The organism is Corynebacterium sp. ACRPO (assembly GCF_022347205.1).
GTDB lineage: Bacteria > Actinomycetota > Actinomycetes > Mycobacteriales > Mycobacteriaceae > Corynebacterium.
In genome coordinates this window covers 82,707-96,833 of record NZ_JAKRNE010000004.1, presented here as the reverse complement: position 1 = coordinate 96,833, position 14,127 = coordinate 82,707, and the positions used below count along the sequence as shown (strand labels likewise).

General features: G+C 63.5%; 15 protein-coding genes. 10 read left to right on the top strand and 5 right to left on the bottom strand.

Annotation, left to right across the window (positions count from 1 at the left end):
* Window positions 1-6: 6 nt before the first annotated feature.
* Genes ftsH through MHY22_RS04570 form a run of 10 tightly spaced genes read left to right on the top strand, consistent with a single transcriptional unit; the run spans window position 7 to window position 8,524 of the window.
* Window positions 7-2,364: an ATP-dependent zinc metalloprotease FtsH gene (gene ftsH, locus MHY22_RS04615; protein WP_239278248.1), complete on the top strand. Its 2,358-nt coding sequence runs from the start codon at window positions 7-9 to the stop codon at window positions 2,362-2,364.
* Window positions 2,364-2,957: a GTP cyclohydrolase I FolE gene (gene folE / locus MHY22_RS04610; protein ID WP_005325658.1), complete on the top strand. Its 594-nt coding sequence runs from the start codon at window positions 2,364-2,366 to the stop codon at window positions 2,955-2,957. The genes ftsH and folE overlap by 1 nt, the downstream gene beginning before the upstream one ends.
* A gap of 37 nt (window positions 2,958-2,994) precedes the next feature.
* Window positions 2,995-3,957 carry a dihydropteroate synthase gene (gene folP, locus MHY22_RS04605; protein WP_239278246.1) on the top strand — a complete coding sequence of 321 codons (963 nt, stop codon included), beginning with the start codon at window positions 2,995-2,997 and terminating at the stop codon, window positions 3,955-3,957.
* A 3-nt stretch (window positions 3,958-3,960) separates the two neighbouring features.
* Entirely contained in the window at window positions 3,961-4,341 is a 381-nt protein-coding gene (folB, locus tag MHY22_RS04600) for a dihydroneopterin aldolase (protein ID WP_198492081.1), read from the top strand.
* Entirely contained in the window at window positions 4,341-4,826 is a 486-nt protein-coding gene (folK, locus tag MHY22_RS04595; RefSeq protein WP_239278245.1) for a 2-amino-4-hydroxy-6-hydroxymethyldihydropteridine diphosphokinase, read from the top strand. The genes folB and folK overlap by 1 nt, the downstream gene beginning before the upstream one ends.
* A complete protein-coding gene (locus MHY22_RS04590) occupies window positions 4,823-5,296 on the top strand; it encodes a DUF3180 domain-containing protein (protein ID WP_239278244.1) in 474 nt (157 codons plus the stop codon). The genes folK and MHY22_RS04590 overlap by 4 nt, the downstream gene beginning before the upstream one ends.
* A 5-nt stretch (window positions 5,297-5,301) precedes the next feature.
* Window positions 5,302-6,342 (top strand): DUF6779 domain-containing protein, encoded by a 1,041-nt coding sequence (locus tag MHY22_RS04585; protein WP_239278243.1) that lies wholly within the window; start codon window positions 5,302-5,304, stop codon window positions 6,340-6,342.
* Window positions 6,343-7,017 (top strand): hypothetical protein, encoded by a 675-nt coding sequence (locus MHY22_RS04580; protein ID WP_239278242.1) that lies wholly within the window; start codon window positions 6,343-6,345, stop codon window positions 7,015-7,017. It abuts the gene before it with no gap.
* Window positions 7,014-7,904, top strand: coding sequence for a pantoate--beta-alanine ligase (locus MHY22_RS04575; RefSeq protein ID WP_239278241.1), 891 nt, complete (start codon window positions 7,014-7,016; stop codon window positions 7,902-7,904). Before MHY22_RS04580 ends, MHY22_RS04575 begins: the two co-directional genes overlap by 4 nt.
* Window positions 7,904-8,524, top strand: coding sequence for a GNAT family N-acetyltransferase (locus tag MHY22_RS04570; protein WP_239278240.1), 621 nt, complete (start codon window positions 7,904-7,906; stop codon window positions 8,522-8,524). The genes MHY22_RS04575 and MHY22_RS04570 overlap by 1 nt, the downstream gene beginning before the upstream one ends.
* Window positions 8,525-8,536: 12 nt before the next feature.
* Here MHY22_RS04570 and MHY22_RS04565 read toward each other — a convergent pair whose 3' ends face one another.
* The 5 genes from MHY22_RS04565 to MHY22_RS04545 are packed head-to-tail and all read right to left on the bottom strand — an operon-like array spanning window position 8,537 to window position 14,085.
* Entirely contained in the window at window positions 8,537-9,838 is a 1,302-nt protein-coding gene (locus tag MHY22_RS04565; protein ID WP_239278239.1) for an aminopeptidase C, read from the bottom strand.
* A 13-nt stretch (window positions 9,839-9,851) separates the two neighbouring features.
* Window positions 9,852-11,150, bottom strand: coding sequence for an aminopeptidase C (locus MHY22_RS04560; RefSeq protein WP_239278238.1), 1,299 nt, complete (start codon window positions 11,148-11,150; stop codon window positions 9,852-9,854).
* Between the two features lie 49 nt (window positions 11,151-11,199).
* On the bottom strand, window positions 11,200-12,141 hold the full coding sequence (locus tag MHY22_RS04555) for an ArsA family ATPase (protein ID WP_239278237.1): 942 nt from the start codon (window positions 12,139-12,141) through the stop codon (window positions 11,200-11,202).
* Window positions 12,132-12,389, bottom strand: coding sequence for a cory-CC-star protein (locus MHY22_RS04550; protein ID WP_005329921.1), 258 nt, complete (start codon window positions 12,387-12,389; stop codon window positions 12,132-12,134). Before MHY22_RS04550 ends, MHY22_RS04555 begins: the two co-directional genes overlap by 10 nt.
* The gene (locus MHY22_RS04545; protein ID WP_239278235.1) at window positions 12,373-14,085 is read right to left on the bottom strand and encodes a carbon starvation protein A; all 1,713 of its coding nucleotides are present in this window, start codon (window positions 14,083-14,085) and stop codon (window positions 12,373-12,375) included. Before MHY22_RS04545 ends, MHY22_RS04550 begins: the two co-directional genes overlap by 17 nt.
* Window positions 14,086-14,127: the final 42 nt, after the last annotated feature.

The following is a 14,127-nucleotide window of genomic DNA, read 5'->3' as shown; positions in this document are numbered from 1 at the left end:
GCAGTAATGAAAAACAACAAGATTCTTCGCTACGGCGGGATTGCGGCCCTTATCCTTATCGCGCTGTACGCTTTTACCTTTTTTAGCAACGACGCCCGCGGCTACGTGCAAGCGGATACCTCCGTTGCGCTGACCCAGCTCAAGGACAAAAACGTCGATGAGGTGGAAATCGATGACCGCGAGCAGCGCCTGCGCATCAAGCTCAAGGACGAAATCACGGTAGACGAGCGCGACGGCGTGCAGGAGATCGTGGCCAAGTACCCGGCCCGCGCCTCCGAGCAGGTCTTTAACGCCGTCAAGGATTCCGGTGCCGAGAAGTACCAGACCAATGTCACGCAGGAATCCTTCCTGGGCTCCATGCTCAGCATGCTGCTGCCGATGATCATCCTCTTCGGTGTGCTTTTCTGGCTCATGTCCCGCATGCAGCAGGGCGCTGGTGGCATGTTTGGTATCGGCGGTTCCAAGGCCAAGGAACTGACCAAGGATATGCCGACCAATACCTTCGAGGACGTGGCCGGCGCGGACGAGGCCGTGGACGAGCTGCAGGAGATCAAGGACTTCCTGGAAGATCCCACTCGTTACCACGAGCTGGGTGCCAAGATTCCGCGTGGCGTGCTGCTTTATGGCCCTCCGGGCACCGGTAAGACCTTGCTGGCCCGCGCCGTGGCGGGCGAGGCCGGCGTGCCGTTCTATTCCATCTCCGGTTCTGACTTTGTGGAAATGTTCGTCGGCGTGGGTGCCTCCCGCGTGCGCGACCTGTTCAAGCAGGCGAAGGAAAATAGCCCCTGCATTATCTTCGTGGACGAGATTGACGCCGTGGGCCGCCAGCGCGGTTCCGGCACCGGCGGCGGCCACGATGAGCGCGAGCAGACCCTCAACCAGCTCCTGGTAGAAATGGACGGCTTTGGTGACCGCGAGGGCGTAATCCTCATCGCCGCCACCAACCGCCCGGACATCCTGGATCCGGCGCTGCTGCGCCCGGGCCGCTTCGACCGCCAGATTCCGGTCACCAACCCGGACTTGGCCGGCCGCGAGCAGATCCTGCGCGTGCATGCAAAGAATAAGCCGCTGGCAGAAGAGGTTGACGTAGCGCAGTTGGCCAAGCGCACCGCCGGCATGTCCGGCGCGGACCTGGCCAACGTGCTCAACGAGGCCGCATTGCTAACCGCCCGCATTGGCGGCAACGTCATTACCTACGACGCCTTGGAAGAGGCCACCGACCGCGTCGTGGGCGGCCCGCGCCGCCAGGGCAAGATCATCTCCGAGCACGAGAAGAAGGTCACCGCTTACCACGAGGGTGGACACACGCTTTCCGCGTGGGCACTCAAGGATATTGAGCGCGTGTACAAGGTCACCATCCTGGCCCGCGGCCGCACCGGCGGCCACGCCATGACCTCCCAGGAAGACGACAAGGGCATGTACACCCGCGACGAGCTCTTCTCCCGCTTGGTCTTTGCCATGGGCGGCCGCGCGGCCGAGGAACTGGTCTTCGGTGCACCGACCACCGGTGCGTCTTCCGATATTGAAAACGCCACCAAGATCGCTCGTTCTATGCTCACCGAGTACGGATTCTCCCCAGATCTCGGCACCGTAAAGTACGGCAAGGAGCAGGGCGATCCCTTCAGCCAGATGGGTGGCGGCGGCTCCATCGATTACTCCGATGAGGTTGCCTCCAAGATTGATGAGCAGATGCGCTACCTGCTCGAGCGCGCGCACGAGCAGGCCTATGACATCTTGCGCAATAACCGTCACTACCTGGACAAGCTGGCCGAGGCCCTGCTGGAGAAGGAAACCCTGCGCCGCCCTGACCTGGAGCGCATCTTCGACGGCATCGAGCCGCGCGAGGCCTTCGACGTCTTCCCGGGTGAAGACGATCGCTTCCCGCGCCAGATTGGCTACGCTCCGGTGAAGACCCCGGTCGAGCTGGCAAAGGAGCGCGGCGAGGAGCTGCCTAAGCGCATGACGCTTCTCGATGCCTCCCGTGCCGCCCGCGAGCGCCGCCTCGCCGGCGAAGAGCCGAAGGGCGAGGTGGGCTTCAACTTTGGCCAGCACGCAGGCGATTACGTCGACCCAGACACCGCCCGCGAGCTGGGCAGCGGCCCTGCTAAGGAATCCGCGGACTCCACGCCGGCCCAGTCGGTCCAGCCGACCCAGCAGGCTCGCGACGCCCAGTCTGCCCCGGCTTCCGAGTCATCCGCCCGGCCGGCCGCACGCCCCGCTACCGGTGGTGGAAAGCACCACAAGCCGGATGCCGGCGCGAATGCCGATGCCGAGACCAGCCAGTGGTTTACCCCTGGCTGGGACGAGAAGGATCGCCGCAAGAACCCCTATGCGCGCGAGGACGACAAGCAAGAAGATAACTAATGCCTGATAATCACATTCCCGCTCGCGCCGCCTTTGACCAAGACCGAGCGGAGGCAGCGGTGCGTGAGCTGCTCCTTGCGGTAGGGGAGGACCCTGACCGCGAGGGCTTGCGCGAAACCCCTGCCCGCGTGGCCCGCGCCTACCGCGAGGTCTTCGCCGGCCTGCACGAGGACCCAACCGAGGTTCTGCACAAGACCTTCGCTGAGGACCACCAAGAATTGGTTCTGGTGCGCGATATCCCCATTTACTCCACCTGCGAGCACCACCTAGTGCCGTTCTACGGCGTGGCGCATATCGGCTACATCCCGGGCAAAGACGGCCACGTCACCGGTTTGAGCAAACTCGCCCGCCTGGCGGATATGTACGCTAAGCGCCCCCAGGTCCAAGAGCGCCTCACCCAGCAGGTAGCGGACGCCTTGGTGGAGGTCCTCGGTGCGCAGTCCGTCATCGTGGTCATTGAGTGCGAGCACCTGTGCATGGCCATGCGCGGCATCCGCAAGCCGGGTGCGACGACGACCACCTCCGCGGTGCGCGGCGGCTTCAAAAACAATGCCGCCTCCCGCGCCGAGGTGCTCAGCCTGATTCGCAGCTAAGTCCCCCGGTTACCACGAAAGCGAGAAGGAGCACGCCATGCAGCAGGCAACCTCGGTCTCAGATCTGACCATCGCCAACCGCACGCTGGTGATGGGCATCGTCAACGTCACGGAGGATTCCTTCTCCGATGGCGGTAAGTGGTTGGACGTCGATGCCGCCATCAACCACGCCCGCGAACTCGTGGCGCAGGGCGCGGACATGATTGACGTCGGTGGTGAGTCCACCCGGCCGGGCGCGGTGCGGGTAGAAGCGGACGTCGAAAAGCGCCGCGTGGTTCCCGTCATTAAGGCGCTGAGCGAGCTGGGCATCCGCACCTCCGTGGATACGATGCGCGCCTCGGTGGCCCGTGCGGCCGCAGCGGCCGGCGTGGACATGATTAATGACGTCTCCGGTGGCCTAGCTGATCCGGAGATGTATCGCGCGATGGCCGAGGCCGGTGTGCCCGTCTGTTTGATGCACTGGCGCACGCTGCAGGAAGGCGCCTTTGGATCCGCAGCCGGTAGCGCCGACCACGGCGGCGATGTGGTGCGCGATGTGCATGAGACCCTCGAGCGCCTGGCAAATAACGCGCTGGAGGCCGGCGTGCGCCGCGATAATATCGTGCTCGATCCGGGCTTAGGCTTCGCCAAAACCCCGCAGGATAATTGGGCGCTGCTCAAGGCCCTGCCGGAGTTCCTCGACGCCGAATTCCCCATGCTGGTGGGCGCTTCCCGCAAGCGCTTCCTCGCCGCCATCCGGGAGGACCGTGGCGTGGAGTCCAGCCCACTGCTGGCCGATCCCGCGACTGCGGCCGTGACCGCCATTTCCGCCCAGATGGGCGCGTGGGGTGTGCGCGTGCACGAGGTCGCCGTCTCGCGCGACGCCGTCGATGTTGCGGCTGCGTGGAATGCCGGCAACGGCTACGCGGGCGGGGCCAATGCTAGCGGCAGCTATAGCAATGGCGCCGATGGCAACGGCACCATGAAATCCACCGCCCTACCGCGCAACCCAAAGGAGTAAAACATGGCAGACCGCATCGAGCTCACCGGCCTAGAATGCTTTGGCTACCACGGCGTTTTTGAGGAAGAAAAGCGCACCGGCCAGCCCTTCATCGTGGATATCACCTGCTGGTCCGAGTTCGCCGAGGCCGCCGCCACCGATGATCTGACCAAGACCATCAATTACGCCGAGCTTGCCGACGTCGCCGCCAAAATCATCGAAGGCCCCGCCCGCGACCTCATCGAGACCGTCGCCAGTGAGGTGGCCGATACCATCATGGAGACCTTCGAGGGCCTGCATGCCGTGGAGGTCACCCTGCACAAGCCGAAGGCGCCGATTCCGCGCACTTTTGCCGACGTCGCCGTGGTCGCCCGTCGCTCCCGCAAGCACGCGAGGACCCTCTAATGCGTGCGGTGCTGTCTATCGGCTCCAATATGGATGACCGCGTGGAGCTTTTGCGCACGGTATTCGACGAGTTCGCCGACGAGATCGTCGCCGCCTCGCCCGTCTATGCCACCCCGCCGTGGGGCGTGACTGACCAAGACGAATTCCTCAACGCGGTGCTCATCGTGGACGTCGAGGAGACTCCGAAGGAACTGCTGCGCCGCGGGCAGAAGCTCGAAGAGGCCGCCGAGCGCGTCCGCGTGCGCCACTGGGGACCGCGCACGCTGGACGTGGATATCGTCGATATTGAAGGTTTTACTTCCGATGACCCGGAGCTTATCGTCCCGCATCCTTATGCCCACGAGCGCGCCTTCGTGCTGATTCCGTGGTTGGCGGCCGATGCTGGTGCTAGGTTGAGTGGGGAGGGCGTCGCCAAGCGGGTAGCAGCACTCGACCCGAAAGAGCGCGCCGAGATTCGCCGGCTGGGCATGATGGAGGAGCTATGACACGGACCTCGCTGGGTGCCCTCATCGGCACCGGGGTCTTTTTCGCCGCCGCAGCGGCCATCCTCACCACGCGCTTTTATGGCTCCATGCTGCAAATCCCGGTAACGGTCTCGGCCACGCTGTGGCTTATGGCCGTTGTCTGTGTGGCGCTGACCTGGAAGGTGGACCAAGCCACCGAGGACGAGCATGGCATTGGCCTGGATAATTCGCAGCTCAACCCCATGACCATCACGCAATTCATGCTGGTAGGAAAGGCCTCGGCATGGACGGGTTCCATCGTGGGTGGCATTTATGCCGGCATTGCCGTCTACGTCATTCCCAACGCCGGTACACTCACCGCGGCCTCCGATGACCTCGTGGGTGTCATTGCCTCCGCGCTTGGTGGCCTCGCGATGGCCGCCGCTGGCCTGCGGCTAGAGCGACACTGCGAGACCCCGCCCCCACCAGATGGGATTCAAACGGTACATTAGTGAGCATGACTGAGCCGCGCTCTTCTTCTAGCAATACTTCCGCCAAGACGACCAAGCCGGACTTGGGCCAGATCGGCCTTATCGTCCTCGTGGTGCTGGCCGTCGTAGCCAGCATCGTCATGCTGATTTCCGGCTCTGCCGCCGCGCTCAAGATCGCCCTCATTGCAGCACTGTGGGCCGCCGTGCTTGGCTTCTTCCTGGTCATGCGCTACCGCCGCCAGGCCGAGGAATCCGTGACCAAGCTGGAGCTGCAGGAGCGCGCTCACCGCGCCGAGCTTAAGCAGGTCCGCGCAGCCGATGGCCAGCCGCTGCCAGACCAGGAGCTGCTGGATGAGATCCGCACCGAGCTGGCTGCCATCCGCAAGCAGATTGAGGATCTTTCCGGCCAGGACTTCACCTATGAACCGGCCGCCCTGCACGCCGAGGCGCGCCGCATCATGCAGCTCGAGGCCCAGACCGCGGCCGCTGCTCGCCCTGGCTCTGAGGAGGGCAATGTGGACTTCACCCAGTCCTCCTCCGGCGCCCCGTCCGCCGATGCCATCGCCGGCCGATTGGGCAATCAGCCGTCCGCGGCGCACACCGAGGCCAACCCGCTCAATGACATCATCAGCGAAAAGACCCGTGCGCAGCGCACCTCCGGTAAGACTTCTGGTGCCTCCACCTTCAACACTGGTGGCTTCCAGGCCGTGCGCTGGGATACCGGCGGCGATGATTCCCTGAAGAATGCCCGCACGTCCGCGGCCAGCGAGCACCACGGCAGCCACCGCAAGCCAGAGGCTGCCACCAAGGCCAATGATGAGACCCAGGACATTCCGCAGCAGGCGGCGCCGCAGCGCGACGAGCGCGCGGAGTACCCAGGCTCGGGTCAACATGTGGCTCCGGAATCGGCCGAACCAGTACGCCAGAAGGCAGCCCGCCCGCATCACCGTGCGGCTGAACCTCAGCCAGAGGAGCAGACACGCGGACGCCGTCGCAGCGACGATAAGCGCGAAGGCGCGGTATCCGTGGCCGAGTTGCTGGCCCAGGCGAAGAAGAAGGATAAATAAATGCGCCCGCCACGCATGCGGGTAGCCCTCTTCGGCCGGAGCCTGGCCGGCTTTACCTTGGCCAATGCCATGGAACGCGCCGGCCATGAGGTGCAGATGCTCTCGGACCCAGCCGAACTTGCCTCTTTTGAGGCCCTCATCATCGCCGTGGGCGATGCTCGCTTAGAAGCTACCGTGGAACTTCTTGAACCCCACGTCCACCACGGGCTTATCGTGTTCCACACCTGCCTCTCGCGCGGTGTCCAAGTGCTAGATCCGCTAGAAACCCGCGGGTGTGTCGTTGCGGCACTCGCCCCATTTGCACATATGCGCTGGGCCGTGACCACCCTGGACGAGCTGGGCGAGACTGTAGTGGAGCTCAATATCACCGAGTTCCGCGGCGAAGCCGTCGCGCTTTCCGATGCCGAACGTCCTTCCTTTGCCGCCCGCGCCTACTACGCCGAGATGCTTCGGCGCTTGCATATCTCTGCTGCAGTTGATGCTCATTTCCTCTCGCCCTCAGAAGAGCCACCCCTGGTGGGTGAGGACATGGACACCGAAGAAATCATCGCCGCCTATCGCGGCGCCACCGACCCCGGCCTGCGCCGCAGCTACGTGGAGGTTGCCCGCCGCCTAGGCGAGGTAGACGGCCGCGAGGAGCTGGAAATGTGGGCCCTACAAGAGGAGAGCCGATGAGCCTAGAGCTGGGAAACGCCACCGTCATCAGTGAGATTGAGCGCATCCGTATGGTCGGCAGCGCCTTTCATAAGACTGGTCGCCCGGTGGCCTTTGTGCCGCTGACTACCGGCGTGCACGCCGGCCATATCGCGTTGGTGCGCGCGGCCAAGCACATCCGCGGCGCTGTTACCGTCGTGGCCTTGCAGTCCCCGCACGAGGAGGATCTTGAGCTCCTGCGTGCCGAGGGCGTGGACATCGTGTGGGATTACTCGCCAGAAACCTTGTGGCCGCACGGCCGCCGCATTGCCGTAGCTCTGGCCGACGCCGCGACCGCCCTTGAACCGGACCTCAGCGAGGATCTCTCGCTGTACCTTGCGCTCATCCTGACGCTTTCGCCTACAGACGTCCTCCTTGGTGAAAAGGACTACGAGCTCCTCCTCGCCATCCATCACGCGGTTCAAGACTTCCACCTGGGTGTCCGCGTGCAGGGCGTGCCCGCCGTACGCATGCCCGATGGCGTGGTGATGAGCCTGCGCAATACCAACGTCCCGGCCGAATCCCGTGACCAAGCCGCGGCCCTATCCGCCGCGCTGACCGCCGGCGCACATGCCGCCGAAGCCGGTGCGGAGAAGGTCCGCGAGGTTGCCGCGGAAGTCCTGCGCGCAGCAGGCGTTGAGCCGGACTACCTCGAGGTGCGCGGTCGCGACCTCGGCACGCCTCCTGAGGAGGGGGATGCCCGCTTGCTCGTTGCCGCGACAATCGGCGGCGTCCGCCTCATCGATAATGTGGGCCTGCCGCTGGGCATCGGCTTTAATAATATTGAAGAACACGAAGCCAAGGCCGAGCTCGAGCGCGAGCAACAACGCGCACAGGGTATCGCTTCCCAGCAGCCTTCGGAGGACTAATGACCGATATTCAGATCCGCGACCTCGACCCGCGCGATGAGCCCCAAGCGATTTCCTTCGCTATCGAGGGCATGCACCTGCACTGGTTTGTAAAGAACCCGCGCTTTGAGCGCGCCTATGGCCGCTACTTTTGGGATTTAGAGCGCGCCAAGGCCACCGATATCCTGGCCGCCTACGATGGCGACCGCTTCCTCGGCGTGCTTTTAGCCTCCATGAAAGGCAAGCCCGCCTTGCCGTATCCGTGGTGGCGCAAGGCCTATGTCCGCGCGGTGGAAATCTTTAATAACCTGCGCCCGGGCGGGCACCGCGATGATTACGATGCCGCCAATCAGGACATGCTGCTCAAGTACTTGGGTAAGCACCCCATTGATGGCGAAATCGGCTTCCTCGTCGCGGATCCCAATTCCGGCGTGAGCGGCGTAGGAACGGCGCTGCTCGAGGCCTTCGAAGCCCGTCATGAGGGAAAGAACGTCTACTTGTTTACCGATGACGGCTGCACTTATCAGTTCTATGACAGCCGCGGTTTCACTCAGGTGGGCGAGCGCACCATCGCGGTCAACGAGGACCGCGACTTGGTGTGCATGTTTTATGTGCGGCGCCTTGGCACGCCGCAGGCTTAGCGTGCCGCAGGCTTAACGCGCCAACGCGCCCATCGGATCCCAGGCCGGCAGGGTAGTGACGGACTCGGACTGCAACGCCGCTTGGTATTGTTCTGGCAGGCGGGAGGGGTGCACGGCGATTTCGAAGACGAACTCGTCGAACCAGTCATCGGCCATGGTCCAAAAGCCCTTATCGGCCTTCTTCGGGCCCCAGGAATTCTCCACACGCCAGCGATTGACGGTGCCGTCGTCTGCGATATCGGCGCCGGTAAAGACCATCGCGTGGGTCATGAGGGACTCGTGCAGGCGCAAACGCTGTGCCTTGTCCAGATCCATCTCCACGCCGTAGAAGGCCTCATAATCGTGCAGGTGCTTAGCCCATACGCCGTGCTCATCATCGGATTGCTGGTCGGTATCGCAGCCGAACCAGACCGGCTGGCCGTCCTCGATGGAGGCACGCGCGGCATCGCGCAGCACCTCCACAGGCGCGTTCAAATAGGTCACGCGCTTTCCTACCACGTTGCCCAGATACTCCACGGTGTAGAGCTCGCCGTAGGCGTTGCGCGGGTCGTTGACCACGCACACGTACTCGCCTAGGTTCGCCGGCAGGTATTCCCGGGCAAACTCCTGCGGGGTATAGGTACCAACGCGGTGGAACTCATCGTCCTTATCGCGGTACTGCCACACAAAGTCCTCGGGAGGCAGGCCAAGGTTGGCGGTGAGGATCTGGTAGACGTCGGCAAGCGCCTGCTCATGCGCGCCCTCTTCGCCGCTGCGGATGCGGTGGGCGGCGCGGCGCAGCACGGTCTGCAGATTGCGGTTAAGCATCGCCGTGGCCTCGGAAGACGCGGTCTCCGGCATGGCGTACTGCGGCACCACGCCGTACTTTTCCACCAGGGCGACGAACATGGACCACTGGCCGCCGTCATCGATGGGATCATCCATGAGCTTGGTCACCGTGCGGTCCGTAATCTCGCGGTCCTTGAGCTCAGCCATGGCGGTGAGGAACCAATTGGCCTTTTCCAGCTTGTCAAAGAAGTAAATATAGGTCTGGGAGAGCTCAAAGTCCTTGAGCTTGGCCTTGTCCATGAGGCCGCCGCGCAGGGAATTGAGGCCGGCAAAAATCCAGCAGCGACCCGATGCCTTCTGGTCGGCCACGCCCCAAGAATCTAGCTTATGGCTGGTTATCGGGGTGAGATGGCGCAATTGCTCATGGTCGAGGCTGAGCTTGTCGACGCCCTCCTGGGCCACCCCATTGCGTACCAGGCGCAGCGTGGCATCGCTGGTGAGCTCGGCAGTGGCGGCATGAACCTCGTTCGGTTTAATCTCTGTCATTTCTCGATTCTCCTTAGTTCATCCGGTCCCAGAGGGGAAGCTCAATCGGTTCGGTGGCAAGGGCCTGGGCAAGCTCGTCGCTCAGGTGCTCCTTGCGCACGGCGATGTGGAAGACGTTCTGGTCAAACCAGGCATCGGCCATGGTGGCAAAGCCCTTGCCGGGCACATCCTCGCCGTCTTCCTTGCGCGGTGGCTTGGAGCCCCAGGAGTTTTCCACGCGCCAGGCGCGGTCACCATCGACGCCGGTGAGGACCATCGCGTGGGTAGGTGCGGTCTCGCCGGAGGTAAAACGCTCCTCCTTGCTCATGGAGGAATCGATGCCGTAGAGGCCATCGGTATCTACCAATCCCTCGTCCCATACGCCGTTGAGGAAGGAGAACTGGCGGTTGACATCGCAGCTAAACCACACCGGCTCGCCGGCCGCCAGGCTGCGCTTGGCAGTGTCCTTCAGCTCGGCCGCGCTGACGTTGAGGTACTCCTGTGGTGCGCCGCCCAGCACATTGGTCTCCTCGGCGCTGCTGAACACGCGATGCTTGGGGTTGGTGGAGCGGGGGTCATCGGCCAGCACCACGTACTCGTCCAGATTCGGCAGGTACTTATCCGCAAACTCGCGCGGGGTGGAGTGCAGCCGCACGAATTGCTCGTCCTTGGTGCGATACGCCCAGGTAAATTCCTGCGGCGGGGTGCCCAGGTGGATGGCCAGGATGCGGTGGATATCCTTGCGCGCTTGGGCGAGGATTTCTTCGCGCGGTCCGTCCTGGGCGGCGGCACGACGCACCACCGTGGCGAGGTCGCGGTTCATCTCCGCGGTATTTCCAGACGAGCGCACCTCCGGCATGACCTCGGCAGGAACGGCGCCGTACTTGGCTACCAGGTTGCTAAAGAAGCACCACCAGCCGCCATCGGCCCCCGCGTGGTCGAGCACTGCGGCGACGGTGCGCTCGTCCCAGCCGGCGTCCTTCTTGTCCAGCAGCTGGTTGAGAACCAGATTGGCGCGTTCCAGCTTGTCAAAGTACTGCAGGTAGGTGAAGGAGAACTCGAAGTTATCTACATTGAGTTCCTTGGTCGCGCGGTGACGGAAGACGTTCAGCGCCGCAAACATCCAGCAGCGGCCAGAGCGCTTTTGGTCCGATACGCCCAAGCTATCCAGCTTGACCTCGGTGGTGGGGTAGAGCGCCGTAATACGGTCGCGGTCTAGGGCCGCCTTGGCCGCCCCGACGTTGGTGATGGCGTTGCGCGCGATGCGCAGCCGGGAATCGGCCGCGGCCTCCTTGCGCAAGTGGGATAGGTATTCGTTGGTGAGCAAAGTCATAGTTTCGGTTTTAGCAGACCCGAGCCCACAGCGGCGCGGGCGGGTGGAGCTAGAGATAGGCCGCCAGCTTGCCGACGGCCTCTGGAGTCCCCACTTCCTCCGGCAACCACGGAACCTCGCGCACTGGGGTTTGTGGGAGCTTGGTACGCAACAGCGCGAGCGCCTCATCCTCGGCGGCGCGCCGAGCGGCCAAGAACTCGCCTTGGTCGGCCGGGGTGCGCCGGTTAACCAGCATGGATCCCACCCGCACACCGTTGCTCGTGAGGTCCGCATGAAACTCGGCTGACTCCAGCACGGGCAGGCGCTCGGCGGTGAGCACGATGTGGAACACGGTGCGCGGGGAGGTAAGCGCGGTGCGCAGCTGGGCAAAGCGCTCGCGGCGCTGGAAAAGCGTGGCGCGAATCTCCTGATTGCGCCGGTCCACCGGGTCATTATCCGCGCCGCTGACGTTAGACATCCCGCGCACCAGCGAGCCGAATTTGTCGGATTTCTCGCGCCGGGAGAGCAATCCATCGGTATAGGCGGCCATGATCTCTGGCAGGGCCATGAGTCGCGAGGTATGCCCAGAGGGGGCGGTATCGAAGATGAGGTAGTCGAAGTCGGACTCCTCCACGACTAGCGCCGCTATGCGTTCCAATAGTGCCGCCTCTTGTGTGCCGGGCGATTGCCGGGCTAGGTCGAGGTGCTTCTTCACCTCACCGTGCAGGTGCTCGGGCATAAAGCGGCGCATCGAGTTCCCTACCTGCGCCAGGTGCTGCTCGGTCGCGCGCGCAGGGTTGATCTCGATGGCGGACAGGGTAGGGGTGAGGTCTACGGGGGCGTCGCCAAGCGAGGCACCAAAAATATGCCCCAGGTTATGCGCCGGGTCCGTGGACACCAGGCAGACGCGGTGCTCACGGGACAGACGCAGCGCGGTGGCGGTGGCCAGGGTGGTTTTACCCACCCCTCCCTTGCCGCCGAAGAACATGATGGGTGCGGTCTTTAACAACATTGAATATTCTCCAGCGGGGATCTATCCATTCCCATGCGGGTATGCCAGGCGTGAAAATCCTCATAGACCAACGGCAAAAGCTCCAGGGTGTAGTAGCTGGCGGGGTTAGGGATGCCGAGCGCCTCCGAGGCGACCAGCATCAGGAAGAGATCATCTTCTTGCTGCTGGGCCTTGGCAAAGCTGGCACGATACGGGGCCTGGTAGTACTCATTGAGCCCGGCCGCAAGTGCCTTAAGCTTGTCGAGCATGCTCGGGCAGCGGGGCGTCAAGGTCATCATCGGACCACTCCAGTGGGGTCTCCTTGCGGGCGCGGGAAATGGCGCCGACGGCCTCCACGATGACCCAGATGGCGGCGACCACGATGATGACGTCCATGCAGAATAGCAGCCAGTTCTGGCTGGTAAAGAGGGACTTCAGCTGGAGCAGTGCGGCCCACAGTGACATGGCGGTAACGAAGATGAGCGGGAAGACCACCGGCCACGTCGGCCGGCGCAGGTGGGTCAGGATGATCACCACGATGGCCAAGGAAAGGCCCGCCATGAGCTGGTTGGTGGTGCCGAATAGCGGCCAGATGGTCATGCCGCCGGAGCCATCCGCGCCGGCGGAGAAGGTCAGGCCGAAGGCCAAGCCTACCGCGATGACGGTGGCGGCCAGGGCCTTGATGCGCACGCCCATGATCTCGCCGATTTCTTGCACCACTAGCCGCTGCAGGCGCACGCCCGAGTCCATGGTGGTAGCGGCAAAGAGCACGGCCATGGTGGCCAAGATGGTGCCGGAGAGGGACGTGGGAATGCCCATGCCCTCGTTCATGAGCGCGCCGCCGCCTTGCACGAAAGCCTCCACGCCGCCGGCATTCCACTCGGAGTAGATCTCTTCCCACTGCTGCAGAGACTTAAAGCCCGCGGTGGTGGCGATGATGGTGCCCAGCGCGAGTAGGCCCTCGCCCACGGCGCCGAAGTACCCCACAAAGCGCACGTCAGTTTCCTTATCCACCTGCTTGGACGAGGTGCCGGAGGCCACCACGCCGTGGAAGCCGGAAATAGCGCCGCAGGCGATGGTGACAAAGAGCAGCGGGAAGATGCCCGGGGTGCCCTCCGGCACGTTGTCGCGCAGCGCCGGTGCGGCAAGCGAAGGGCGGGTAATGAGAAAGGAGCCGTACAAGATGGCCAGGCCCACAAAGAGCTGGAGGCCGTTGATGTAGTCGCGCGGCTGCAGAAGTACCCACACCGGCAGCATCGAAGCGATGAAGGCGTAGATGAATAACAAGATGATCCACACGCCGTTGGCGGGGATGCCCAGGACCGTATCTGGCAGGACCACAGGCACGCGGTCACCGATGATCATCAGCGCGTAGAGCGCTACAACGCCCACGATGGAGACCAGTGGCAGGTTCCACTTCAGGCGGTAGATGGCCTGGCCGATAAGCAGCGCGACGACGATGGCGCCCCACGTGGGGATAACGGCCGTAGGGGTGGAGACCAGCAGGTTCGAAATGACCACGGCGAAGGCCGCATTCACCATCAATAGCAGCAGGAAGATCACGATGAGGAAGAGGTTGCGGCCGCGCTTGCCAATGTAGCGCCCGGACAAAGTGCCGATGGACTGGCCCTTGTGGCGCTGCGACGCCCACAGCGCACCCAAATCGTGTATGCCGGCAAGGAAGACGGTGCCGAGGGTGACCCAGAGAAACGCCGGAACCCAGCCCCAGATGACGGCTACGGCCGGACCAATGATGGGTGCGGCGCCTGCCACGGACGTGAAGTGGTGACCCCACAGGACGTATTTATTGGTGGGCACAAAGTCCACGCCGTCTTCCATGGTGTGGGCCGGGGTGGGGTAGTTCGGGGATAGCCGGAAAATGCTCTTTCCTAGGAACTTGGAATAGAGCAGATAGCCGGCGCCCATCATCGCAATGCCGATGATGGCGAGGACTAGAGAGTTCATGGTGTGCGTCTCCTCATGGGCAGTTGGGTGGCGTGTCTCACA

Bases quoted from the DNA above. Each gene is read 5' to 3' on its own strand.
- MHY22_RS04585 (WP_239278243.1), top strand. From the start codon at position 5,302: ATGACTGAGCCGCGCTCTTCTTCTAGCAATACTTCCGCCAAGACGACC.
- MHY22_RS04560 (WP_239278238.1), bottom strand. From the start codon at position 11,150: ATGACTTTGCTCACCAACGAATACCTATCCCACTTGCGCAAGGAGGCC.
- MHY22_RS04550 (WP_005329921.1), bottom strand. From the start codon at position 12,389: ATGCTCGACAAGCTTAAGGCACTTGCGGCCGGGCTCAATGAGTACTAC.
- MHY22_RS04570 (WP_239278240.1), top strand. From the start codon at position 7,904: ATGACCGATATTCAGATCCGCGACCTCGACCCGCGCGATGAGCCCCAA.
- MHY22_RS04545 (WP_239278235.1), bottom strand. From the start codon at position 14,085: ATGAACTCTCTAGTCCTCGCCATCATCGGCATTGCGATGATGGGCGCC.
- folE (WP_005325658.1), top strand. From the start codon at position 2,364: ATGCCTGATAATCACATTCCCGCTCGCGCCGCCTTTGACCAAGACCGA.
- folB (WP_198492081.1), top strand. From the start codon at position 3,961: ATGGCAGACCGCATCGAGCTCACCGGCCTAGAATGCTTTGGCTACCAC.
- MHY22_RS04555 (WP_239278237.1), bottom strand. From the start codon at position 12,141: ATGTTGTTAAAGACCGCACCCATCATGTTCTTCGGCGGCAAGGGAGGG.
- MHY22_RS04590 (WP_239278244.1), top strand. From the start codon at position 4,823: ATGACACGGACCTCGCTGGGTGCCCTCATCGGCACCGGGGTCTTTTTC.
- folK (WP_239278245.1), top strand. From the start codon at position 4,341: ATGCGTGCGGTGCTGTCTATCGGCTCCAATATGGATGACCGCGTGGAG.
- folP (WP_239278246.1), top strand. From the start codon at position 2,995: ATGCAGCAGGCAACCTCGGTCTCAGATCTGACCATCGCCAACCGCACG.
- ftsH (WP_239278248.1), top strand. From the start codon at position 7: ATGAAAAACAACAAGATTCTTCGCTACGGCGGGATTGCGGCCCTTATC.
- MHY22_RS04575 (WP_239278241.1), top strand. From the start codon at position 7,014: ATGAGCCTAGAGCTGGGAAACGCCACCGTCATCAGTGAGATTGAGCGC.
- MHY22_RS04580 (WP_239278242.1), top strand. From the start codon at position 6,343: ATGCGCCCGCCACGCATGCGGGTAGCCCTCTTCGGCCGGAGCCTGGCC.
- MHY22_RS04565 (WP_239278239.1), bottom strand. From the start codon at position 9,838: ATGACAGAGATTAAACCGAACGAGGTTCATGCCGCCACTGCCGAGCTC.